Source organism: Haliea sp., from assembly GCF_040221975.1.
Lineage (GTDB): Bacteria > Pseudomonadota > Gammaproteobacteria > Pseudomonadales > Halieaceae > Haliea.
In genome coordinates this window covers 382702-404178 of sequence record NZ_JAVJWR010000036.1, presented here as the reverse complement: position 1 = coordinate 404178, position 21477 = coordinate 382702, and the positions used below count along the sequence as shown (strand labels likewise).

The 21477-nt window shown below is 63.7% G+C and carries 22 protein-coding genes; 9 read left to right on the top strand and 13 right to left on the bottom strand.

Annotation, left to right across the window (positions count from 1 at the left end; all coding sequences use genetic code 11):
- On the bottom strand, window positions 1–441 hold a 441-nt coding region (gene surE, locus RLO07_RS20080; protein ID WP_462293926.1), incomplete at its 3' end, for a 5'/3'-nucleotidase SurE.
- Window positions 442–723: 282 nt separating this feature from the next.
- Here surE and RLO07_RS20075 point away from each other — a divergent pair.
- Window positions 724–2094 carry an FAD-dependent oxidoreductase gene (locus tag RLO07_RS20075; RefSeq protein WP_462293925.1) on the top strand — a complete coding sequence of 457 codons (1371 nt, stop codon included), beginning with the start codon at window positions 724–726 and terminating at the stop codon, window positions 2092–2094.
- Window positions 2091–2681, top strand: a complete 591-nt coding sequence (locus tag RLO07_RS20070; RefSeq protein WP_462293936.1) for a DUF1415 domain-containing protein — start codon at window positions 2091–2093, stop codon at window positions 2679–2681. Before RLO07_RS20075 ends, RLO07_RS20070 begins: the two co-directional genes overlap by 4 nt.
- 7 nt (window positions 2682–2688) lie before the next feature.
- Here RLO07_RS20070 and recG read toward each other — a convergent pair whose 3' ends face one another.
- Window positions 2689–4779 (bottom strand): ATP-dependent DNA helicase RecG, encoded by a 2091-nt coding sequence (recG, locus tag RLO07_RS20065; RefSeq protein WP_462293935.1) that lies wholly within the window; start codon window positions 4777–4779, stop codon window positions 2689–2691.
- A 119-nt stretch (window positions 4780–4898) separates the two neighbouring features.
- On the opposite strand from recG, the gene RLO07_RS20060 reads away from it, so the two are divergent.
- Window positions 4899–5780 (top strand): Rossmann-fold NAD(P)-binding domain-containing protein, encoded by an 882-nt coding sequence (locus tag RLO07_RS20060; RefSeq protein ID WP_462293924.1) that lies wholly within the window; start codon window positions 4899–4901, stop codon window positions 5778–5780.
- A 139-nt stretch (window positions 5781–5919) separates the two neighbouring features.
- On the opposite strand, the gene RLO07_RS20055 is transcribed toward RLO07_RS20060, so the two are convergent.
- The 6 genes from RLO07_RS20055 to RLO07_RS20030 form a co-directional block, all read right to left on the bottom strand.
- Entirely contained in the window at window positions 5920–6303 is a 384-nt protein-coding gene (locus tag RLO07_RS20055; protein ID WP_462293923.1) for a RidA family protein, read from the bottom strand.
- Complete coding sequence (gene spoT / locus RLO07_RS20050; protein WP_462293922.1) at window positions 6300–8456, bottom strand: bifunctional GTP diphosphokinase/guanosine-3',5'-bis pyrophosphate 3'-pyrophosphohydrolase; 2157 nt, start codon at window positions 8454–8456, stop codon at window positions 6300–6302. Before spoT ends, RLO07_RS20055 begins: the two co-directional genes overlap by 4 nt.
- A gap of 55 nt (window positions 8457–8511) precedes the next feature.
- Window positions 8512–8775 (bottom strand): DNA-directed RNA polymerase subunit omega, encoded by a 264-nt coding sequence (gene rpoZ, locus RLO07_RS20045; protein ID WP_462293921.1) that lies wholly within the window; start codon window positions 8773–8775, stop codon window positions 8512–8514.
- Between the two features lie 111 nt (window positions 8776–8886).
- Window positions 8887–9507 carry a guanylate kinase gene (gmk, locus tag RLO07_RS20040; RefSeq protein ID WP_462293920.1) on the bottom strand — a complete coding sequence of 207 codons (621 nt, stop codon included), beginning with the start codon at window positions 9505–9507 and terminating at the stop codon, window positions 8887–8889.
- A 149-nt stretch (window positions 9508–9656) separates the two neighbouring features.
- A complete protein-coding gene (locus tag RLO07_RS20035) occupies window positions 9657–10553 on the bottom strand; it encodes a hypothetical protein (protein WP_462293919.1) in 897 nt (298 codons plus the stop codon).
- 63 nt (window positions 10554–10616) lie between these two features.
- Window positions 10617–11489 carry a YicC/YloC family endoribonuclease gene (locus RLO07_RS20030; RefSeq protein ID WP_462293918.1) on the bottom strand — a complete coding sequence of 291 codons (873 nt, stop codon included), beginning with the start codon at window positions 11487–11489 and terminating at the stop codon, window positions 10617–10619.
- Window positions 11490–11632: 143 nt separating this feature from the next.
- On the opposite strand from RLO07_RS20030, the gene rph reads away from it, so the two are divergent.
- Entirely contained in the window at window positions 11633–12352 is a 720-nt protein-coding gene (gene rph / locus RLO07_RS20025) for a ribonuclease PH (protein ID WP_462293917.1), read from the top strand.
- A 55-nt stretch (window positions 12353–12407) separates the two neighbouring features.
- On the opposite strand, the gene RLO07_RS20020 is transcribed toward rph, so the two are convergent.
- Window positions 12408–13172 (bottom strand): exodeoxyribonuclease III, encoded by a 765-nt coding sequence (locus tag RLO07_RS20020; protein ID WP_462293916.1) that lies wholly within the window; start codon window positions 13170–13172, stop codon window positions 12408–12410.
- 129 nt (window positions 13173–13301) lie between these two features.
- On the opposite strand from RLO07_RS20020, the gene pyrE reads away from it, so the two are divergent.
- A complete protein-coding gene (gene pyrE / locus RLO07_RS20015; protein WP_462293915.1) occupies window positions 13302–13946 on the top strand; it encodes an orotate phosphoribosyltransferase in 645 nt (214 codons plus the stop codon).
- A 37-nt stretch (window positions 13947–13983) separates the two neighbouring features.
- Window positions 13984–14646 carry a FlxA-like family protein gene (locus RLO07_RS20010; protein ID WP_462293914.1) on the top strand — a complete coding sequence of 221 codons (663 nt, stop codon included), beginning with the start codon at window positions 13984–13986 and terminating at the stop codon, window positions 14644–14646.
- Window positions 14647–14683: 37 nt separating this feature from the next.
- On the opposite strand, the gene slmA is transcribed toward RLO07_RS20010, so the two are convergent.
- From slmA to coaBC, 4 genes are all read right to left on the bottom strand, one after another.
- Window positions 14684–15316, bottom strand: a complete 633-nt coding sequence (slmA, locus tag RLO07_RS20005; protein WP_462293913.1) for a nucleoid occlusion factor SlmA — start codon at window positions 15314–15316, stop codon at window positions 14684–14686.
- 94 nt (window positions 15317–15410) lie between these two features.
- The gene (gene argB, locus RLO07_RS20000; RefSeq protein ID WP_462293912.1) at window positions 15411–16313 is read right to left on the bottom strand and encodes an acetylglutamate kinase; all 903 of its coding nucleotides are present in this window, start codon (window positions 16311–16313) and stop codon (window positions 15411–15413) included.
- Between the two features lie 39 nt (window positions 16314–16352).
- Complete coding sequence (locus RLO07_RS19995; RefSeq protein WP_462293911.1) at window positions 16353–18893, bottom strand: phosphomannomutase/phosphoglucomutase; 2541 nt, start codon at window positions 18891–18893, stop codon at window positions 16353–16355.
- Window positions 18886–20091, bottom strand: a complete 1206-nt coding sequence (gene coaBC, locus RLO07_RS19990) for a bifunctional phosphopantothenoylcysteine decarboxylase/phosphopantothenate--cysteine ligase CoaBC (protein WP_462293910.1) — start codon at window positions 20089–20091, stop codon at window positions 18886–18888. Before coaBC ends, RLO07_RS19995 begins: the two co-directional genes overlap by 8 nt.
- Window positions 20092–20190: 99 nt before the next feature.
- Here coaBC and radC point away from each other — a divergent pair, with 99 nt between their 5' ends.
- The 3 genes from radC (at window position 20191) to rpmG (ending at window position 21412) form a co-directional block, all read left to right on the top strand.
- Window positions 20191–20865 carry a RadC family protein gene (radC, locus tag RLO07_RS19985; RefSeq protein WP_462293909.1) on the top strand — a complete coding sequence of 225 codons (675 nt, stop codon included), beginning with the start codon at window positions 20191–20193 and terminating at the stop codon, window positions 20863–20865.
- 128 nt (window positions 20866–20993) lie between these two features.
- Entirely contained in the window at window positions 20994–21230 is a 237-nt protein-coding gene (rpmB, locus tag RLO07_RS19980; protein ID WP_462293908.1) for a 50S ribosomal protein L28, read from the top strand.
- A 26-nt stretch (window positions 21231–21256) separates the two neighbouring features.
- Complete coding sequence (gene rpmG, locus RLO07_RS19975; protein WP_462293907.1) at window positions 21257–21412, top strand: 50S ribosomal protein L33; 156 nt, start codon at window positions 21257–21259, stop codon at window positions 21410–21412.
- Window positions 21413–21477 lie beyond the last annotated feature (65 nt).

Below are 21477 nucleotides of genomic sequence, written 5' to 3'. Positions count from 1 at the left end.
GCTGATGGCGATGGCCGGATAGCCCAGGAAGGCCGACTGCAGGGCCGCATTCACCGTCCCGGACTGGTGGGCGCCGGCGCGGCCCAGGTTCTGGCCGAAATTGCTGCCGCTGATCACGATATCCGGCGGCGCATCGCGGAGGATGACCTGCAGTCCCGCACGCACGGAGTCGGTGGGAGTGCCGTCCACCGACCACATGCCGTCGCCCACGCGGTTCACGGCGACGTAGCCGCCCACATCGGTGTTCATGGCGCCCCCGCGGCCACTCTGGTCGGACACCGGTGCCACCAGGGTCACAGTGTGTCCGGCCTCGGTCAGGGTCTTGTACACGCTCTGGATGCCGGGCGCCTGCCAACCGTCATCGTTGGTGAGCAGGATATTCAGTGAGAATGCGGGGCCGGCCGCCAGGGGGGCCAACAGCAGCAACAACAATCGGGTCATTTTCAGGCTCCTTGCAGGTTCAGTAACAGGGCCGGCAGTGTCGGCCCGGAAAGTGTGCCCGGCCGCGGGCGGGCTTACCAGCGGTAACTGGCAAGCATAGCCACCCGCATGCGAGGCTGTTGAACCAGCGCCGGTTTCCATTATTGTCTCTGTCGCAAAGTCCTTGCACATTTTTCATACAACTCTATAGTGTTGCGCTCGAATTTCTGCGCTTCTGCCCCCGGCTGCTGGTAATGCCCCGGGCCGGGGCGGCCCGCACAATAGATTGGAGCGAGAGTCCGTATGAGCAAGTGGGAATGCATAGTCTGTGGCCTGGTCTACGACGAGAAAGACGGCTGGCCGGATGATGGCATTGCGCCGGGGACCAAGTGGGAAGACGTACCCGAGGACTGGCTGTGCCCCGATTGTGGCGTCGGCAAGGAAGATTTCGAACTGATTGAGGAAACGCCCGTTGACGAGACGCCTCACCACGAGGAACCGGTGGCGGACAAGGTCCATCCGCCGGTGGTTATCATCGGCACTGGCCTGGCCGGCTACGGTGTGGCGAAGGAGTTCCGCAAGCACGACAGCGAGACGCCTTTGATCCTGATCAGCTCCGATGACGGCCGCGCCTACTCCAAGCCCATGCTGTCCACTGGCTACACCAAGGAAACCAGTGCCGACGACCTGGTCCAGCTCGATGCCGGCTCCATGGCCAAGCAGCTCAAGGCCAGCGTCTGGACCATGACCCGGGTCAGTGATATCGACACCGCCCAGCAGGTCATCCGGGTGGGGGATGCGAAAACCGCGATCCATTACGGCAAGCTGGTACTGGCGCTGGGTGCCCAGACCATCCAGCCACCCATAGAGGGTGACGCACAGGAGCTGGTCTATTCGGTCAACGACCTGCTGGATTACGATGATTTCCGCACGGCGATGACCCGGCACAAGGCGCGCAGGATCTGCATCATCGGCGGCGGCCTGATCGGCTGCGAGTTCACCAACGACCTCCTCAATGGCGGCTTCGAGGTGGAAGCGGTCGACCCGCTGGGTTACTGCCTGCCCACCCTGCTGCCGGAGGCTGCAGGCAAGGCGGTGCAGGCTGCGCTGGAAGAAAAAGGCGCGAAATTCCACTTCGGCCCGCTGGTGACGGCGGTAAATCGCGCCGAACAGGGCGTAGTGGTCAGCCTCAACAACGGCGAGACCATTGCCGCGGACCTGGTGGTTTCGGCGGTGGGTGTGCGTCCCCGGGTGGACCTGGCGAAGGCAGCCGGCATTGAAGTCAACCGCGGTATTGTCACCAACCGCCTGCTGGAAACCAGTGCTGCCAACGTGTATGCGCTGGGCGATTGCGCCGAAGTCGCCGGCCATGTGCTGGTCTATGTGGCGCCGCTGGTGGCGGCCTCCCGGGCGCTGGGCAAGACCCTGGCGGGCGAACCCACCGAGGTGGTCTACCCGCCGATGCCGGTGACGATCAAGACCCCGGCCTGTCCGGTGGTGGTGGCACCGCCGGCGGCAGGCGCGGCGGGCGAGTGGCAGATCGAGGCGGAGGGCAGCAGTGTGCGCGCCGAGTTCCGCAACAGTGCCGGCGAGCTGCTGGGCTTCGCCCTGACTGGCGACGCCACCAAGGCCAAGATCGAGCTGCAGAAGGCGCTGCCGGCGATCCTGCCCTGAGCAGCGCCAGCGGCGGGGCCGCGATTGCCACTGTCCGTGCTGAACGCCAGCTGCTGGCGTGGCTGGAAAGCTGTGTTGTCGGCCTGAACCTGTGCCCTTTTGCCCGGCCCGTTGTGGCGGGGACGGGTTTGCGCATCGCGGTCTGTGCAGCCGATGACAGCGAGGAGGGGCTGCTGCTCATGCAGGAACACCTGCTCCGGGAACTCGACCTGTTGCAGGGCAGCAGCGCGGAGGAGGTGGCCACCACGCTGCTGGCCTTCACCGGTGGCCTGGTGCAATTCGACGACTATCTGGATTTTCTCGACCAGGCCAACACGTTGCTGGCGGCTGCGGGTCTGGAGGGCGTGATCCAGCTGGCCAGTTTCCACCCGGACTACCAGTTCGCCGGCGAGCCGCCGGATGCCGCCAGTCATTACAGCAATCGTGCGCCGCTGCCGGTCATCCACCTGCTGCGGGAGGACATGCTGGAGCGCGCTTTGGCTGCCTGGCCCGAGCCGGAAAAGATCCCGCAGGCAAACATTGCCCGCCTCAACGCCATGGGTCGGGCCGAGCTCGCCGCCCGTCTCGCCCGCCTGCAGGCACTTTGACCGCGCCTCAGACCTCGGCGAAACGGGACTTGCTGCCGGTCCAGCGCTCGATCAGCTCATCCACCCGGGCCGGATCGCCCTGTTGCAGGTTTCCGGCCAGCGCCTGTACCTGGTCCAGCAGGTGGTTGTGGGTCGGCAGTTCGGCGATGCGAAACGCCATCAGGCCGGTCTGGCGGGTACCCAGCACCTCCCCTGGCCCCCGCAGCTCCAGATCCCGTTCGGCAATGTAAAAGCCGTCGTTGCTCTCGCGCATCGCCACCAGCCGCTGCTTGCCGTTGCGCGACAGCGGAGACTGGTACAGCAGCAGGCAGTGGCTGGCGCCGCCGCCGCGTCCGACCCGGCCCCGCAATTGGTGCAGTTGCGCCAGCCCCAGCCGTTCCGGGTTCTCGATGATCATCAGGCTGGCATTGGGCACATCGACGCCCACCTCGATCACCGTGGTCGCCACCAGCAAGGCCACTGTGCCGGCCTTGAACCCTGACATGACCGCGGCTTTCTCCGCCGGCTTCATGCGCCCGTGTACCAGGCCGATGGCCAGCTCAGGCAGCGCCTCCCGCAGCAGCTCCGCTGTAGCCTCTGCCGCCTGCGCCTGCAGCGCGTCGCTCTCTTCGATCAGGGTGCAAACCCAGTAGGCCTGGCGTCCCTCGCCACAGGCGCTGGCCACCCGGGCGATCACCTGGTCCCGACGCTGGCTGTCCACCAGCAGGGTGGTGACGGGCTGCCGACCCGGCGGCAGCTCATCGATGACCGAACTGTCGAGGTCGGCATAGGCCACCATGGACAGGGTGCGGGGAATGGGGGTGGCGGTCAGCACCAGCTGGTGCGGGCGTCCATCAATGCCGGCCTTCTCGCTCAGGGCCAGGCGCTGGTGAACCCCGAACTTGTGCTGTTCGTCGACCATCACCAGGCCCAGGCGATGGAAGGTGACGTCCTCCTGGAACAGGGCGTGGGTACCGATCACCATGGCCGCCTCGCCGGAGGCGATTCTCGCGGTGGCCGCCTTGCGCGCTTTGCCCTTTACCCGGCCGCTGAGCCACTCCAGGCCGATGCCCAGGGGCTCGAACCAGCCGGCAAAGTTGAGTCTGTGCTGCTCGGCGAGGATCTCGGTGGGCGCCATCAGCGCCACCTGGTAGCCGTTGGCTATGGCTTGCAGTGCTGCGTGGGCAGCGACCAGGGTCTTGCCAGAGCCCACATCGCCCTGGACCAGACGCAGCATGGGCACCGGCTTTGCCAGGTCCCGGCCAATCTCTTCCATCACCCGCAACTGGGCCCCGGTGGGCGTGAAGGGCAGCTCGGCGAGCAGGGATTTTTGCAACGCTCCTGCCCGATGCAGCTGCAGGGCGGGGGCGGCTCTTTGCTGTTGCTTCTCGCGCAGTCGCAGCAGAGACAGGTTGTGTGCGACCAGTTCCTCCAGCGCCAGCCGCAGCTGCGCCGGGTGTGTCCCCGCCAGCAGCTGGTTCAGGGGGGCATCCGGCGGCGGTGCGTGAAGGTAGTACAGGGCCTGCACCAGAGTGAAGCGCAGACCGCTGTTCGCGGGCAACAGGTCCCGGGGCTGCGCCTGCTCCAGTCGTTGCAGTGCCTGGGCACAGAGCTTGCGCCACTGGGCCTGACCGATACCGCTGGTAGTGGGGTACACCGGCGTCAGCGTTGCCTCGCTGTGGGAGCCTGCCAGGTGGGCGATCCCCTCGTCCCCGTCTTCTTCCACCACCCGATACTCCGGATGAAAAATCTCATAGCCACTGGCACCGCGCCGCACCTGGCCAAAACAGCGCAGCCTGGTGCCAGGCTGCAGACTGTTTTTCTGTGCCGCACTGAAGTGGAAGAAGCGCAAGGTCAGGGTGCCGGTGCCATCCTGGATCCGCGCCACCAGGCTGCGCCGGCGTCCAAAGACAATGTCCGCAAGCCGTATTTCGCCCTCGACCGAAACCTCGCCGCCTTCCTGCAGCGCCGCAATCGGTGTCACCCGGGTGCGGTCCTGGTAGCGCAGCGGCAGGTGGAACAACAGGTCCTCCACCAGGGTAATGCCATAGTCCGAGAGCTGCTGGGCCAGCCGCGGCCCGACCCCACGCAGCGTGGTAACCGGCAGGCGTTCAAGCACGGCCAAGGCCGGCGACTCCGGAGGGGAAGATGCGGGCACCGGGGGTGCAGTACACTGTGTTCAAGGCGGCGGGCCCGTTGGGTCATGGCCGTACAGTGTAACCAGTCAGGGAAGGGCAGATGAAGGGTAAAAGCGTACTGATTGTTGGCTGTGGTGACCTGGGCGCCCGCGCCGGAGCCATTTTGCAGCGGGCCGGCTGGTCGCTGACCGGCCTGCGACGGAATACCGATGCCCTGCCGGAGGGCTTCGCCGGGGTTGCCGCGGACTACGCCGCGACTGATGCGCCACTGGCCATGCTGGAGGCGCTGGCGCCGGACTACATCATCCTGACCCTGAAGCCGGTCGGCAGCGGCGAAGCGGGATACCGTGCCGGGTTCAGTCAGGCCATGCACAATGTCCTCGCGGGCCTGGGCGGGCACCGGCCGGCGGGAATCATCATGGTATCCAGTACCCGCGTCTACGCCGAGTCGGAGGGTGGCTGGGTGGAGGATGACAGCCCCCTGGCGACCACGGATCCTGCGGCGCTGGCGATCATGGACGCTGAGCGCCAGCTGCTGGCATCAGGGCACCCCGCCTGTGTTCTGCGCTGTGCCGGGATCTACGGTGAGCCGGAGGGCATGCTGCTGCGGCGCATCGCCGGCGGCGAATTGTCCCCGCAGACGCCGCTGCGCTACAGCAACCGGATTCACCGGGACGATGTAGGGGGACTGTTGGCCTGGTTGCTGCAGCAATGGGAGCGGGGCGTCGTCCCGGCGCGAATCATGATCGCGGCGGACAATGAGCCGGCGCCGCAATTCGAGGTAGAGCTGTGGCTGGCGCGGGAGCTGGGTCTCAAGGAATGGCGGACTCGGGTCAGCGGCCTGCGCGGCGCGGGCCTGCGCGGCGGCGGCCACAAGCGCTGTCGCAACCTGGCCCTGCGGGCCAGCGGCTACAGGCTGCGCTACCCGGATTATCGCAGCGGCTATGCCGCCGTGGTGGGTGATCGCCCGCAGACAAGGTGAATGGCCGCATAGCGGCCAGAGAGGGTGGCCTGGGCCAGCGGGCTATTGTAGGAGCGCAGTCCCTGCGCGATCGCCCGCGGAGCGGGCTCCTACAGGAGCGCAGTCCCTGCGCGATCCAACGCTGCTGCCGCCCTGGGTCTCAGAGGGCGAGGATCGCCTCGACTTCGATGGCGACACCCTTGGGCAAGCCGGCAACCTGGACGCAGGCCCGGGCCGGGAAGGGCGCCTGCAGGAACTCCGTCATGACCTCGTTGACCGCGGCGAAATCGCCCATGTCGGTCAGGGAAATATTGATTTTTACCGCACTGTTCAGGGTGCCACCGGCGGCTTCCGCTACCGCCCTCAGGTTGCTGAACACCTGCCGCGCCTGGGCGCTGATGTCTCCGGTGACCAGCTCCATGGTGCCCGGCACCAGCGGAATCTGGCCTGAAAGCCACACCGTGTTGCCCACCTTGACGGCTTGTGAATAGGGCCCGATTGCCGCGGGGGCATCGGGGCTGGAGATAATGGCACGGTTGGTCATTTGGCGGTTCCCTGCTTCGGGCGCCGCGCGGGCGCCTCGTTCTTGAGTCGCGATACCCGGCGCACGGAATTGACCGTGCGCAGGCGCTTCATGATCCGGGCGAGGTGGATCCGGTTGTTGACCTGCATGGCGAGGTCGACGTAGGTGAACTGGTAGTCCTTGTCCTCGGTGGAGATCTTTTCGATGTTCACGCCCATGCTGTTGATGCGGGTGGCGAGCACCGCGATCATGCCACGGCGGTTCTCCACCTCGATGCGCAGCTCGGTCAGATATTCTCCCTGCACCTGCTCATCCCAGCGCAAGGCCACCAGGCGCTCGCGGTTCTCGCGCATCTCCGCCAGGTTCTTGCAGCGCTCGCGGTGCACGACCACGCCTTTTTCCGAGCTCAGGTAGCCCTCGATCGGATCACCGGGAATCGGATGGCAGCAGCGGGCATAGGTGACCATGAAGCCCTCGGTGCCGCGAATGGCCATCGGCTGCGGTTTTTGCTCGGCCGGTTCCAGCAGGCCAGCCGCGAGTTCACCCAGAATCTGCTGGGCGGTGATCGGCGGCAGGCGATTGCCGCGGGCGATATCTACCAGCAGGTCGTCCAGCGCCTCGTACTCGTGTCGTTTCAGGTAGTCCTGCAGCTGGGTCCCGGGGAGCTGCTCCAGGCCGCTGTCGAAGGCCTGCAGGGCCTTGTCCAGCAGGCGCCTGCCCAAAGCAACGGAGTCTTCCCGGGTCTGGTGCTTGAGAAAGTGGCGGATGTTGGTCCGTGCCTTGGCGGTCACCGCGTAATTGAACCAGGACGGGTTGGGGCGGGCGCCGGGTGCGGTGAGAATCTCGACGGTCTGGCCGCTCTGCAGGGGCTCGGAGAGAGGCGCCAGGCGCCGGTTGATGCGGCAGGCGACGCAGCTGTTGCCGACGTCGGTATGCACTGCAAAGGCGAAATCCACCGCCGTGGCGCCGCGGGGCAGCTCCAGGATCCGGCCCTTGGGCGTGAACACGTAGATTTCGTCCGGAAACAGGTCAATCTTGACGCTTTCGATGAATTCCAGCGAGTTCCCGGCCCGCTGCTGCATTTCCAGCAGGCCCTGCACCCATTCCCGGGCCCTGGCATGGCTGCCATTGGCGGATTGGCCGTCGCTCTTGTACAACCAGTGGGCGGCAATGCCGTTGTTCGCCATCTCTTCCATTTCCCGGGTGCGGATCTGGATCTCGATGGGCACGCCATGCATGCCCATCAGCACCGTGTGCAGGGACTGGTAGCCGTTGGCCTTGGGGATCGCGATATAGTCACTGAATTCCCCGGGGACCGGCTTGTACAGGCTGTGCACGGAACCCAGCACCCTGTAGCAGGTGTCCACCGAGTCGACGATGATGCGGAAGGCGTAGATGTCCATGATCTCCGCAAAGGACTTTTTCTTGGACTTCATCTTGCTGTAGATGCTGTAGAGGTGCTTCTCGCGGCCGATGACCTCCACGTCGTGCCCTTCGTGCTCCAGGGTGGACTCAATCTGGTGGCGGATCTTGTCGACCAGCTCCTTGCGGTTGCCGCTGCCGGCGCGCATGGCAGCGGCGATGCGGCTGGCGCGCATCGGGTACAGGGCGCTGAAGCCGAGATCCTCGAACTCGATGCGCACCGCGTTCATCCCCAGGCGCATGGCGATGGGGGCATAGATTTCGAGGGTTTCGCGGGCTATGCGGCGGGCCTTGTCCTGGGGCAGGACGCCCAGGGTGCGCATGTTGTGCAGGCGGTCTGCCAGCTTTACCAGGATCACGCGGATGTCCCGGGCCATGGCCAGGGCCATTTTCTGGAAGTTCTCCGCCTGCTTTTCCGCCAGCGAGCTGAACTCCATCTGGGTCAGTTTGCTGACTCCGTCCACCAGTTCCGCCACCGCCGGCCCGAACTGGTTGCCGATGGAGTCCTTGTCGATGCCGGTGTCCTCGATAACGTCGTGCAACATGGCGGCCATCAGGCTCTGGTGGTCCATGTGCATGTCGGCGAGGATGCCGGCCACGGCGAGGGGGTGGGTGACGTAGGGCTCGCCGCTGCGCCGGATCTGCCCGAAATGGGCCTGCTCGGCGAAATAGTAGGCGCGACGCACCTGTCGCGCCTGATCGGCGTTCAGGTAGCTGCGCAGGGTGGAATCAAGGGCATCAATGGTTTGCATGTCAGTAGTGCTACCTGGCTAGGCGCCTCCGGCTAGCAAGGATGCCCCGGGGACATCAGAACGACTCGTGGGATGCCGCCATGACTTCGGCGAACTCGTCTTCCGCGTCCATTTCCTCCTCGCGGGTGAGGATGGAGGCGTTGACCAGACCTTCGGCGATTTCGCGCAGGGCGATAACAGTGGGCTTGTCGGACTCTTCCTCCACCAGCGGATCCTTGCCGCCGGTCGCGATCTGCCGGGCGCGCTTGCTGGCGACCATGACCAGTTCAAATCGGTTATCAACATTTTCCAGACAATCTTCAACGGTTACGCGTGCCATCTGTGTGTCAGTCCTGTGAAGGTAAATGAACCGGTAATTATACCCTCTTTGTGGGGGTTAAGGTACAGCAACGGGTGGTTGCGGGGCGATGTGAATAATGCCGTGCCGGCGTCAGCCGTCGAGCAGGTCCCGCAGCAGGCCGGTCAGAACCTCCTGTTGGCGCGTTGTCTGCAGCCGCTGGCAGACCACGATAGCCTCCAGCTCGGCCAGCGCCTGCTCGAAGTCATTGTTCACGACCAGGAAGTCGGACTGGATGTAGTGCGACATCTCCTCCACCGCCAGCGCCATGCGGCTGGCGATGATGTCCGGGTTGTCCTGGCCGCGACCCGTCAGCCGTTGCTCCAGGGCCTGGCGCGACGGCGGCAGGATGAAGATGGCGCGGGTGGCGGGCAGCAGGCGCTTGACCTGCTCCGCTCCCTGCCAGTCGATTTCCAGGATGACGTCGGTGCCGGCGGCAAGCTGCTCCTCTACCCAGGCCTGGGAGGTGCCGTAGAGGTTGCCGAATACCCGGGCGTGCTCCAGGAACGCAGCCTGCTCCAGCATGTCGAGAAACGCGTTTTCCTCGACGAAATGGTAGTTGAGGCCATCCTGTTCCCCGGGGCGCTGGGGCCGGGTGGTATGGGATACGGAGACCCGCAGCTGGTTGCAGCGCGCAATGAGCGCGTTGACCAGGCTGGTCTTGCCGGCACCACTGGGTGCGGAGACGGTGTACAGAGTGCCGGTGCCGCTCATGGTTTCAGGCTGTCCTCTTGCGGTTGTGCATTGCCGGGCATTTTACACAGAGACGGCTCCCGGGGGGCAAGCAGTGTGTTTGCAGATCCACACACGCGCTGGTTGGCCCCCGGCGCTGGCTCATTGTCGGCAACTTGCCGCGTGGCCCACTAGCCAGGGGTGCGTAGGCTTCCATAACCCAGGAAGCTGTCTGTCTCCGACTGACAGAGGCGTTTCAGCTGGCGCGCTGCAGGTGAGGCAAAGACAGCGCTTATCGCATCGCTGAAAGGCTTCTCGGCACTGATGTTCGAGTGTGCCAGTTGCGGCGGGTCAGCATAGCCGAGATCACGCAGCGCGGAATCAAAGGCCCCCTGCAATTGTTCATAACGCAGCAGATAGATATTGCCCCATTCCTTCCGTGCGCGAAACAGGTCTGTAGAGAGACGCTCCATATCCTGCAGGTCGGTCTCCAGGGCCGGGCGCAGATTGGTTGCAAACCAGAAATGGGGTGCCAGGAAACGGCCCAGAAGGAACAGGAACTGCTCAAAGTCCCTGTCGTCCGCAAACGCCATGGTCCGCTTCAGGCCTCGCCGTACCTCCATGGACAGGTTGTCTATGCCGCCCGCCAATTCCAGGGCGCCCAGGATACGCGTCAACAGTAGTTCCAGGCCCAGGGTTACCGCCTCCTCGTCGCTGTCCCAGGCGATGCCTCCGCGGTCGAGGCTATAGCGGAAGGTATTGATGTGATCGTCGATTTCCTGGGCGATACAGGACCGGAACCAGTCGAACGGCTCCCGGAACATGGTCAATACCGTGACCCTCTCGCCCTTGTCCCTGGCCTGCCGAAACTGCCGGTAAACCCGCATGTTGCCCTGCAACTGTCCCGAGGAGTGTTCGAAAAAATACTCGGACAACTCGGGGTCGAGAAGCTTGTTGAAAATGATTTCGAACGCGGCGGGGCCGAAAAAATGAACCTGATGAGCCTCTGTCTCAGGGAGTGTGTTCAGTGTCTCGACAACAGCGGTGCTGCCCACCTTGCCATACTGGTAAACAATAAATCGGTGCATCTGTATTCCTTGTCAATGGTGCAACGGGAGCGCTGTGTCGGGCAGGCTGTGCGGCGCTGAACCCTACTCAATGTTCTGGATCTGCTCCCGCATCTGCTCAATCAGGACCTTGAGCTGGACCGCGCTGTGGGTGCTGCTGCTGGCGATGGATTTGGAAGACAGGGTATTGGCTTCCCGGTTCAGCTCCTGCATCAGGAAATCCAGCCGCCGGCCGCAGGGTCCACCCTGGTCCAGGGTGCGGCGCACCTCTTCGACGTGGGTCTGCAGCCGGTCCAGTTCCTCGTCCACATCCGCTTTCTGGGCGAGGTACACCAGTTCCTGTTCCAGGCGGTTGTGGTCGACTTCCACCTGCAGTTCGGCCAGCCGCGCCAGCAGGCGCGCACGCTGCTGTTGCTTGAGTTCCGGCAGCAGTTCGCGGATCGCCGTGGTCTCCAATTCCACCTGCTGCAGGCGGTCCCGGATCATGGCGGCCAGTTTGGCGCCCTCCCGGGCGCGGCTCTCCAGCAGCGACGCCAGAGCCGCATCGAACAGTGCTGCGGCACTGGCCTGCAGTGCTTCTTCATCCGCTTCCGGGGCAACGCAGACTCCGGGGAACTGGAGGACCTCCAGCGGGTTGATCGGCTGCGCCTGTGGCAGTGCACTGGCTATCGTAGTGGCTGCCACGATGACCCGCTGCATCTGCTCCCGGTCGATAGCCATTGCCGACGCCTGGTCCGTCCGGGGTTGCAGCCGGAACAGGCACTCCACCTTGCCCCGGGCGAGTCTGGCGCCAGCCTGCTGCCGCAGCCGAACTTCCAGGTTGCGCAGCGCCTCCGGCAGCTTGAAGCTGCAGTCCAGGTAGCGGTGGTTAACCGTCCGGATCTCGACTGTGAGCGCCCCCTCCCCGGTATCGACGGTCTCGCGGGCAAAGGCGGTCATGCTGTAAACGGCTGCCAAAGGGACGCCTCAATGATAACGGGGAGGAGGTCAGTCTAGCAGCTTGCAGCGCCCACTCACAGCGCCGGGCCTGCTCTGCTCCTGCAGTCCGCGTGCGGCTCGCGTATACTGTCGCGCTGCCATTCTCATCGGAGTACCAACCCATGCAAAGACCCAGTGGCCGCGCGCCCGCCGACCTGCGAAACGTCACCATGACGCGGGAGTACACTTGCCACGCCGAGGGCTCTGTGCTGGTTGAATTCGGTGCCACCAAAGTTATTTGTACCGCGTCGGTCGAGGCCGGCGTACCCCGCTTTCTGCGCGGTACCGGCAGTGGCTGGGTGACCGCCGAATACGGCATGCTGCCGCGGTCCACGGGTTCGCGCATGGACCGCGAGGCCAGCCGCGGCAAGCAGGGCGGGCGCACGCTGGAGATCCAGCGCCTGATCGGCCGTTCACTGCGCTCTGCCGTGGACCTGAAAAAGCTGGGCGAATACACGATCACCGTGGACTGCGATGTCATCCAGGCAGACGGCGGTACCCGCACCGCAGCCATTACCGGCGCCTGCGTGGCCCTGGTTGATGCCCTCAACCACTTGCAGCGGAAGAAACTGATCACCACCGACCCCCTGCTGCAGATGGTGGCCTCGGTGTCGGCGGGGATCTTCCAGGGCGTGCCAGTACTGGACCTGGATTATCGAGAGGATTCAAAGGCCGACACCGATATGAATGTGGTCATGGGCGAAGACGGCGGGTTTATCGAAATCCAGGGCACCGCCGAAGGCCAACCCTTCCACCGTGCCGAAATGGACGAAATGCTGAATTTGGCGGAATCGGGCATCCGCCACCTCTTTGCCCTGCAAAAGCAGGCCCTGGCAGGCTAAATTTATGGCGGTGGATTTGGCAGGGAGCTCGGTGCCGAGACGACCCTGCGCCGGATCAAACCTCGATGTCGTAGTCCATAATGATCGGCGCGTGACTTGAGAACACTCGCGCCTTGTAGATGGCACCGTAGTCCACGGCATATTTCAGCCCCTTGGACACCACCTGGAAGTCCGTGCGCCAGCCGTTGCTGCCGGGTTTGCCATCGGGCCACCAGCTGAACTCGTCGTGGTCGGAATTGATCTCCCGGAAGGCGTCCACATAGCCTGATTCGACCAACTCATCCATCCACTGGCGTTCTTCCGCGAGGAAGCCGGGGGTAGTGCTGTTGTGCTCGGTGTCCTGGACATCGGCTGCGGTGTGGGCGATATGCCAGTTACCGCAGATGATGAACTCCCGGCGCTTGTTGCGGATTTTCTGCAGGTGGTGCTGCAAGAGCCCGTAGAATTCGGTCTTGCGCCGCAGCTGGTCGGCGTTGCCGGGTTCCGCATAGGGTGCCAGCAGGCAGCCCACGCTCAAATTCTCGTAGTCGGCCTGGATATAGCGACCTTCCATGTCAAAATCCGAGAAGCCGAGGCCGGTCATGATGGCCTTGGGCAGCTTGCGACAGTAGATCGCTACGCCATCGGATTTGCCATCCACGTGGTCGAAGAAATAGGCGTTGTACTCCCGCGGGAAGTAGAGATCGTCCCGCAGGTCGTATTCTGTGCAACGCAGATCCTGAATGCAGACGAAATCGGCGTCCTGCTCGCTCAGCCAGTCATAGAAACCATTGCCCGCGGCTTGCTGAATGCCGTCGGCACTGAAACTGATGATCCTCATGCGTGGCCCCTTGCAGAGAGAGCGTGTATCATAAATCCGTTGTTGTGGTGCGCATGATAACGGCGCCACTGCCAAAGCATAACCCCAATCCCTCGATTTCGCAGCTTTTACCCTGCACCGGATTAGCGCATGAATGCATACCAGCAGGAGTTCATTGAACTGGCCCGACGCCATGAAGTACTCCGGTTCGGTGAATTTACCCTGAAGTCGGGGCGTGTCAGCCCCTATTTTTTCAATGCGGGCGGCTTTGCCAGTGGCGCTGCCCTGGCTGCCCTGGGGCGCTGTTACGCCCAGCGTATTGTTGCTGCAGGCCTCGACTTTGATGTCCTCCTGGGTCCAGCCTACAAGGGGATTCCGCTGGCCGCCGCCACCGCCATTGCGCTGGCTGACCACCATGGACGCGATGTTCCCTTTGCCTATAACCGCAAGGAAGCCAAAGCCCATGGCGAGGGTGGTGTCTTGGTGGGGGCGCCCCTGCGCGGGCGGGTTCTGGTTATTGACGATGTGATTACCGCCGGCACTGCTGTCCGCGAGGTCATCGCCATGATTGAATCTGCTGGCGCCAGCCTTGCCGGGGTCGCTATCGGCCTGAACCGTCAGGAACGTGGCGCCGGTGAGCTGTCCGCAATCCAGGAAATCGAGCGGGAGCACGCCATACCCGTGCTGAGCATTATTGACATGAGTCACATCATCGCCTATCTGGAGGCTGCGGGCGATGACTACGCCGATGCGCTTGCAGCCATGCGTGACTACCGTCGGCGCTACGGCGTCTGACTTGTTTACCCGTCTGCCAGGCTCTATATTGGCGCCCATGTCCGACATCCGTTATTTGTTGTTCCCCCTGGCGCTCCTGTTGGCGAGCGTGGTGCCGCTCGCAGATGCCCAGGGCAAGGAGTTGTACCGCTATCGCAATGCGGAGGGCGTCGTGGTGATCGATCACCGGGTACCACCCGAGTACATTGCCAACGGCTACGAGGTCCTCAATGACCGCGGTGTGGTATTGCGGGTGGTGCCGCGAATGCCTTCGGAGGAGGAACGCGCCGACGTCAACGCGCAGCAGCGACTGGAAGCGGAGGCGCGGAAAGAAGAGGAGCGCCTGCGCAAGTGGGATGAGACCCTGTTGCTGCGCTACAGCGCGGTGTCGGACATAGAGGCTGCGCGCGATCGTGCTTTGCGCGACCTGCGCGTCAGGGTGAGCATCCTCAAGAGCAACCGCAGCAGCCTCAGGCAGCAGATAGAAAACTATCAGGCCCAGGCGGCGGATCTCGAGCGCCGCGGCTGGGAGGTGGATGAGGAGCTGCTGAAAACCATCGCCGATCTACAGCAGGAGGTCGGTGTCACCGAGCGCCAGATTGCGGAGCGCCAGCGCGAAATAGAGGAAGTCGAGATGAGCTATGCCGCGGACATGGAGCGCTTTACGCTACTGGAAGAGTTGGTACAGCGGCGCCGCGCAGCCGCCCGCCAGAAAGATTAGGGGGGCCCGCCCAGGGGGGCCCGCCCAGGGGGCCCCTCTAGGCTTGCCCCATCAGGGGCCCAGCCGCGGGGCTCGCTACAGTCTGGCGAAAGAAGCCGGCCATCAACATCTCCCACTGGTCCTGCCAGTTCGCCGTCGGTGAGCGGGTGAATCCGCTGCGCACGAACTGGGCGATCCGCCCCTCTGCCGTTGCCATCAATAGATTGGCCGCCGCTCCCAGGGGGATCACGGGACGCAGCCCCTCCCGCAGTTCCGCTTCCCGCAGTACTTGCTTCAGCTGCGTTTCGTAGCGATCAAACAGCTGTGCTACCCGCTGGTGCAGGCGCCCGGTTTCGCCCGTCAGGGCGTCACCGGTAAGGATACGGGTAATACCGGGATTGCGCTCGGTGAAGGCCAGCAACAATAACAGCATCTTCTCACAGCGCGCGGCTGCGCCAGGCTCTTCGTTGAGGATGATGCTGATGCGGGAGAACAGGGTGTCCTCGATGAATTCGATCAGACCCTCGAACATTTTGCCCTTGCTGGGAAAGTGGCGATACAGTGCCGCTTCCGAGACACCCACCTGGCGCGCCAGGCCCGCTGTGGTGATGCGTGTGCCGGGGCTGGCTTCCAGCATCTGGGCGAGTGCTTCCAGGATCTGCTGGCGGCGTTGGGATTTCTTCGGCGGCATGACGCTCACGATCGGCAGAGGATGGGATTATGCTAGCGGCTCGCCGACGGTCCTGCAACAAGCTCCGGACCGATGCCGGGCCTTTTTCGCCGACTCAGCCCGGACGGCTGGTGATCAGGGTGCCAATACCGATGTCGGTAAAGATTTCCAGCAGCACCGCATGGGGTACCCGTCCGTCGATGATGTGGGCGCTCGCCACGCCCGAGTTTACCGCGTCCAGCGCGCAGCTGATCTTCGGCAGCATGCCACCGCTGATGGTGCCGTCCGCAATCAGTTCGTCGACCTGCCGGGTACTGAGGCCGGTCAGGATGTTGCCGTCCTTGTCCAGCAGGCCGGAGATGTTGGTCAGCAACATCAATTTTTCCGCGCGCATTACCTGGGCGATCTTCCCGGCTACCAGGTCGGCGTTGATATTGTAGGTGTTACCCTCGCGGTCAACGCCTATCGGTGCAATGACCGGAATGAAGTGGCTGCCGAGGATGACCTGCAAGACTTCGGTGTCGATCTGCTCGACTTCCCCGACTTGGCCGATATCGATGATTTCGGAGGCACCCAGCTCCGGGCTGAAGCGGCTGACCTGCAACTTGCGGGCGCGGATCAGCTGGCCATCCTTGCCGGTCACGCCGATGGCCTTGCCACCGGCGCGACTGATGGAGGAGACAATCTCCTTGTTCACGCTTCCACCGAGCACCATTTCCACCACGTCCATGGTTTCACTGTTGGTCACTCGCATGCCGTTGACGAATTCGGTGTGTATATTGAGTTTTTCCAGCAGTTGCCCGATCTGGGGACCGCCACCGTGCACGATCACCGGGTTCATGCCCACCAGTTTCATCAATACCACATCGCGGGCGAAGCTCTCGTGCAGCAGCGGGTCCACCATGGCATTGCCGCCGAACTTGACCACGATCGTCTTGCCGGTAAAACGCTGGATGTAGGGCAGGGCCTCGGTCAGTACCCTGGCAATATTCATGGCGGAATCACGATCGAGTGACATAACAGTTCCTGCGCAGGGCTTGCGCCCGGATTGGTGAGGTCAGTCGGGAATTTCGAGGCCGGGCTCAATGGCGGCGAGCTGGCCCCGGAATGCGTCCATGATAAGCCGCAACTGCTCCGTTGTGGAGGCCTCAAAGCGGGCGGTGAGGGCGGCGGAGGTATTGGAGGCCCGGACCAGGCCCCAGCCATCGTTGAAATCAACCCGCAGGCCATCCAGTGTGTTGATCTTGCCCTCGGGAAAGCTGGCGGTCTCGATGAGCTTCTTCACTAGTGCGAACTTGCCGGCCTCAGGCACGGGAATCAGGATTTCAGGCGTGTTTGCCGTTTCGGGGAATGCAGTCATCAGCTGATCAAGGGTCTCGCCCTGATTGCTTATGATCTCCGCCAGCCTGGCTGCGGCGTACAGGCCATCGTCGAAACCGTACCAGCGCTCGCCAAAGAAAATGTGCCCCGAAAATTCACCGCCGAGCAGGGCACCTGTTTCCGCCATTTTCTCCTTCATGAAGGCGTGGCCGGTTTTCGACAGTACCGGCCGGCCGCCGTGGGTCACGACCAGCTGGGCGAGATTGCGGCTGCACTTGATGTCAAACACCACATCGGTGCCCGGGTTGCGGGAGACGACATCCTGCACGTAGAGCATCATCAGCTGGTCCGTGCGCAGTATGCGTCCGGAACCGGTTACCACTGCGACCCGGTCACCGTCGCCATCGAAGGCGATCCCCAGGTCAGCCTTTTCGCGTACAACGGTTGCGACCAGGGCCGCCAGGTTGTCCTCCCGGCTGGTATCGGGAGAGCGATTGGGAAAGCTGCCATCGATATCACAGAACAGGGGCAGCACCTCGCAGCCCAGCTCGGTGAAGAGACGTGGTGCTATTTCGCTGGTCGCGCCGTTGCCGGCGTCAATAACCAGTTTCAGGGGAACCGGCAGGGCGATATCGCGGACCACTTCTTCCAGATACTCGGGCAGCAGGTCTTTGTGAGTCAGTGCGCCCTGGTCCTCGCAGAAATTGGCTTCCAGGGCCGACTCCCGAATCCGTTGCACCAGGCCACCGGCAATGGTGTGGTTTTTCAAGACTATCTTGAGACCGTTGTCCGCGGCGGGGTTGTGGCTGCCGGTGACCATGACGCCGGAGCGAGTCTCCAGCTTGCGGGTGGCGTAATAGAGTAGCGGTGTAGGTACCACGCCGATGTCGACCACCTGGCGCCCGGTACTCAGCAGGCCCTGGATCAGCGCCCGCTTGATCCTTGGGCTGGACTCGCGACCGTCGCAGCCCACCACCAGCGTATCCTCATTCTTTTCGGCCGCCAGGGTACCTATCGCTCTGGCGATCAGGTCAACGGCGCTATCGGCCAACTCATTGTCAGCGTCCCCCCGGATATCATAGGCACGGAAAATGTGCGGCGGCAGTAGCAGCGCGGTGTCTTGCGCCGCGCTGCTTTCCGGCAGTTCCAGTTCCAGGCTTTCGTCGCCTTCAGCCTGTTCCCCATCCAGAATGGCGGTGCGCTGGAACAGGGGATTGGTCAGGTGATGGCCGGTGAGCACCTCAGGGGGTGAGGGTCGATCGCCGCTGTCTGGGGTGGCCGCCATCGTCTGCCCGCCCAGCAGCCTGCGCAGGTGTTGTCCCAGGGGTACCAGGTGGGGAATATCAAGGTGCAGGCGGCTTTTCAGGCCAGCGGAGTCGATGATGCGCGCAACGTCCCGCCCAACCAGGCGCGGCAGCCACAGCGCCACCGTGAACAGTCCGGCGCAGACTCCCGCCAGCAGCAGGCCCAGCACCAGCAGCAACGGCAGCCGGCTCACGGCGAGATCCTGCATCAGGGTGGTGGAGGGGGTGAACGTCACCTGCCAGGCGGTTGTGGGGACGGCGTGCGACGCCTGGTAGGGACGCCCCTCCGTACTGGCCTGGCCAGTGCGCAGGAAATCGTTGTGGTCATTGCCGAACTGCTGTTGCAGGGTCACTTCGCCGAACTCACCGTCGCCGACCTGCAGGCGCGAAATCAGCACTTGTTCACGCAGGGTTCCGAGGACCACGGTTTGGTTTTCGTCGGTCGCCGGGTTGTGGGCGAGATGGGCAATGGCGGTGAGTAGTTCGCCGTCGACGCGGTAGGCCTCGGGTCGCACGCCCTCGCCAGCCGCGGCCCGTCGCACCAGGTCGACTTCTATGTGGCTGCGGAGGCCGTAGTGACCCTCGCCCAGAGTGGCCGTCCCCATATCTGTCAGGGGCACCAGCCTCAGTTCCGAAAACTCCGGGAAGAAAGGCAGCAACGACTGCGCCAGTGCTCCCGGGTCGGCTCCATCACGTAGCTGCAGTTGCCAGGATGCAGCATTGCCTGCCTGCTGCAGCCGTTGGCCCAGGTCCTGCAGCAGTGAGGACAGGCTGGTTGCCTGTTGCCTGGCGACCATGGCACTGACGGCATGGATGTTCCGGCTCTCCAGCTGCGGGTCCCGCACCAGTCCCAAATAGGCGAACCCGGCCAACAGCGGCGCCAGTGCCAGTGTCAGCGCCAGGGCCGTAATCTTGAGCAGGGCCTTGTTGCCGGCGACCACGCCGCGGCTGTTGTGTGGATCGCGATCAGTCATGGTTGCTGTCCAGCTGTGCGGCGATGAGAGCAATCAGCTCCCGGGCGATGACGCTCTTGCTCGCCTGTTCCAGTTGCCTGCTGCCACTGCGCCAGAGCACGGTCACGGCGTTGTGCTCGCTGTTGAACCCGATGGCGGTGTTGGAGACATCGTTGGCGACAATCATGTCCAGGCCCTTGTGCTCCAGTTTGCCCCTGGCGTAGGTCAGCACATCGTTGGTCTCCGCTGCAAATCCCACGGTAAATGGCGCGCCGGGACTGGCGCTCACGGTGGCGAGAATATCCGGGTTGCGCTGCAGCTCCAGGGTAATTCGCTCTGCGCCTTTCTTGATTTTCTGTGCGGCGACGTCCGCCGGGCGGTAGTCGGCCACCGCCGCGCAGGCGATGAAGATATCGCAGGAGGGCGCCAGCGCGAGGCATTCACGCAACATGTCTTCTGCGCTTTGTACATCAATTCTGTGCACATGATCCGGTGTCGACAGGTGGACCGGGCCGCTCACCAGGGTGGTGTGGGCGCCGGCGTCGGTGGCGGCCTGTGCCAGGGCGAAGCCCATCTTGCCGGAGCTGTGGTTGGAGAGGTAGCGCACCGGGTCTAGGGCCTCCCGGGTGGGGCCCGCCGTGATCAGCACGCGTCGGCCCGCGAGCAGGCCACTGCTGAACAGGGCGGCGGCCGCCTGGGCAATGACCGCGGGCTGCTCCATGCGCCCCGGGCCGATGTCGCCACAGGCTTGCTCGCCCGCAGCGGGACCGATCATATGGAAGCCGCGCTCGGTCAGGGTGGCGACATTGGCGGTGGTGGCCGGGTCGCGCCACATCTGCTGGTTCATTGCCGGGGCCAACAGTCTGGGTGCGGCAGTCGCCAGGGCAACGGTGGTCAGCAGGTCGTCGGCGCGGCCCGCGGCGAGTCTTGCCAGCAGGTCTGCTGTCGCCGGGGCGATCAGCAGCAGGTCGGCCCAGCGGGCGAGCTCGATATGGCCCATGCCCAGCTCCGCATCGGGATCCAGCAGCTCCGTGTGGACCGGTCTGCCGGACAGGGCCTGCAGGGTGAGGGGGGTGATGAACTCCCGGGCGCCACGGGTCATGATCACCCGCACATCGGCCCCCAGTTCCTGCAGCTGGCGCACCAGTTCCGCGGACTTGTAGGCAGCGATGCCGCCAGTGACGCCGAGCACAATATTGCGATTGAAAAGATGTGCCACTGCGGCCACCGAACTGGGACAATAGGGTTGAGTGGGGAAACAATACCACCACGTCAGGCGATTTGACACAGCGCGGGCATTGCCAGGGAGGGTAAGCCGATGTCGATGAGGCACTGGGGCACCGGGGAGGGGCCGCGGGACAAGCTGTTGCAGCGGGGGGCGGCGTCACTGTCGGATGCGGAGGTGCTGGCGGTAATGCTGCGCACCGGGCGCCGGGGTCATACGGCACTGGATATGGCCCGGGAACTGCTGCTGCGTTTTGGCAGCCTTTCGGGCCTGCTGGCGGCGGGGCAGGAGACCCTGCTGGGCAGCCCCGGGATGGGTGCGGGCAAGGTCGCACAGCTGGCAGCGGCCCTGGAGCTTGCCCGCAGGCACGCGCTAGAGGAGGCCAGGGCCGGCAGCGCCCTGTGCAGCCCGCGGGAAACCCGCCGCTTTCTGCAGCACCATCTCGGCGGCCAGCAGCGGGAAGTGTTCACTTGCCTGTTCCTGGACAACCAGCACCGTATCCTGCGCTGTGAAGACCTGTTCTACGGTACCCTTGACGGCGCGGCGGTGTATCCCCGGGAGGTGGCGGTTCGCGCCCTGCAATATCACGCCGCGGCGGTCATCCTGGCGCACAATCATCCGTCCGGGGTGGCAGAGCCCAGCCAGGCGGACAGGCGTATCACCGAGCGCCTGCAGTCTGCCCTGGGCTTGCTGGATATCCGGGTACTGGACCATGTTATCATCGGCCGCGGCCAGAGCTATTCCTTCGCGGAAAGCGGCCTGTTGTAATCCCCGCTTTTGCTTGCGCAGCGGGGTGCCTTCTGGTATAAAGTCGCGCTCCGCGCGGCCGGGGTACCATTTCAGACCCGTTTGGCCACACCAATCTTTCAATTCCCGTGGTAATGGGAGAGGCGAACATGGCAAGAGTATGTCAGGTCACCGGCAAGCGTCCGGTCACCGGTAACAACGTATCACACGCAAAAAACCGCACCCGTCGTCGTTTTTTGCCCAATCTGCACCAGCACCGGTTCTGGGTTGAGTCAGAGAAGCGCTTCGTGTCCCTGCGGGTTTCCAGCAAGGGCATGCGCATTATTGACAAGAAGGGTATCGACCAGGTCCTCAGTGACATTCGCGCCAATGGCGCCAAGGTCTGAGCAGCCAGAGCTGAAGGAGAAACAGCATGAGAGACAAGATCAGAATGATTTCGTCAGCCGGTACTGGCCACTTCTATACCACTGACAAGAACAAGCGTACCACCCCGGACAAGCTGGAAATGAAGAAATTCGATCCGGTCGTGCGCAAGCATGTGATGTACAAGGAAGGCAAGATCAAGTAATTGATCGCTGCCGTCGGTACTCGCGGAACCCCGGCCCAGGTCGGGGTTTTTTATGGCTGGAACTG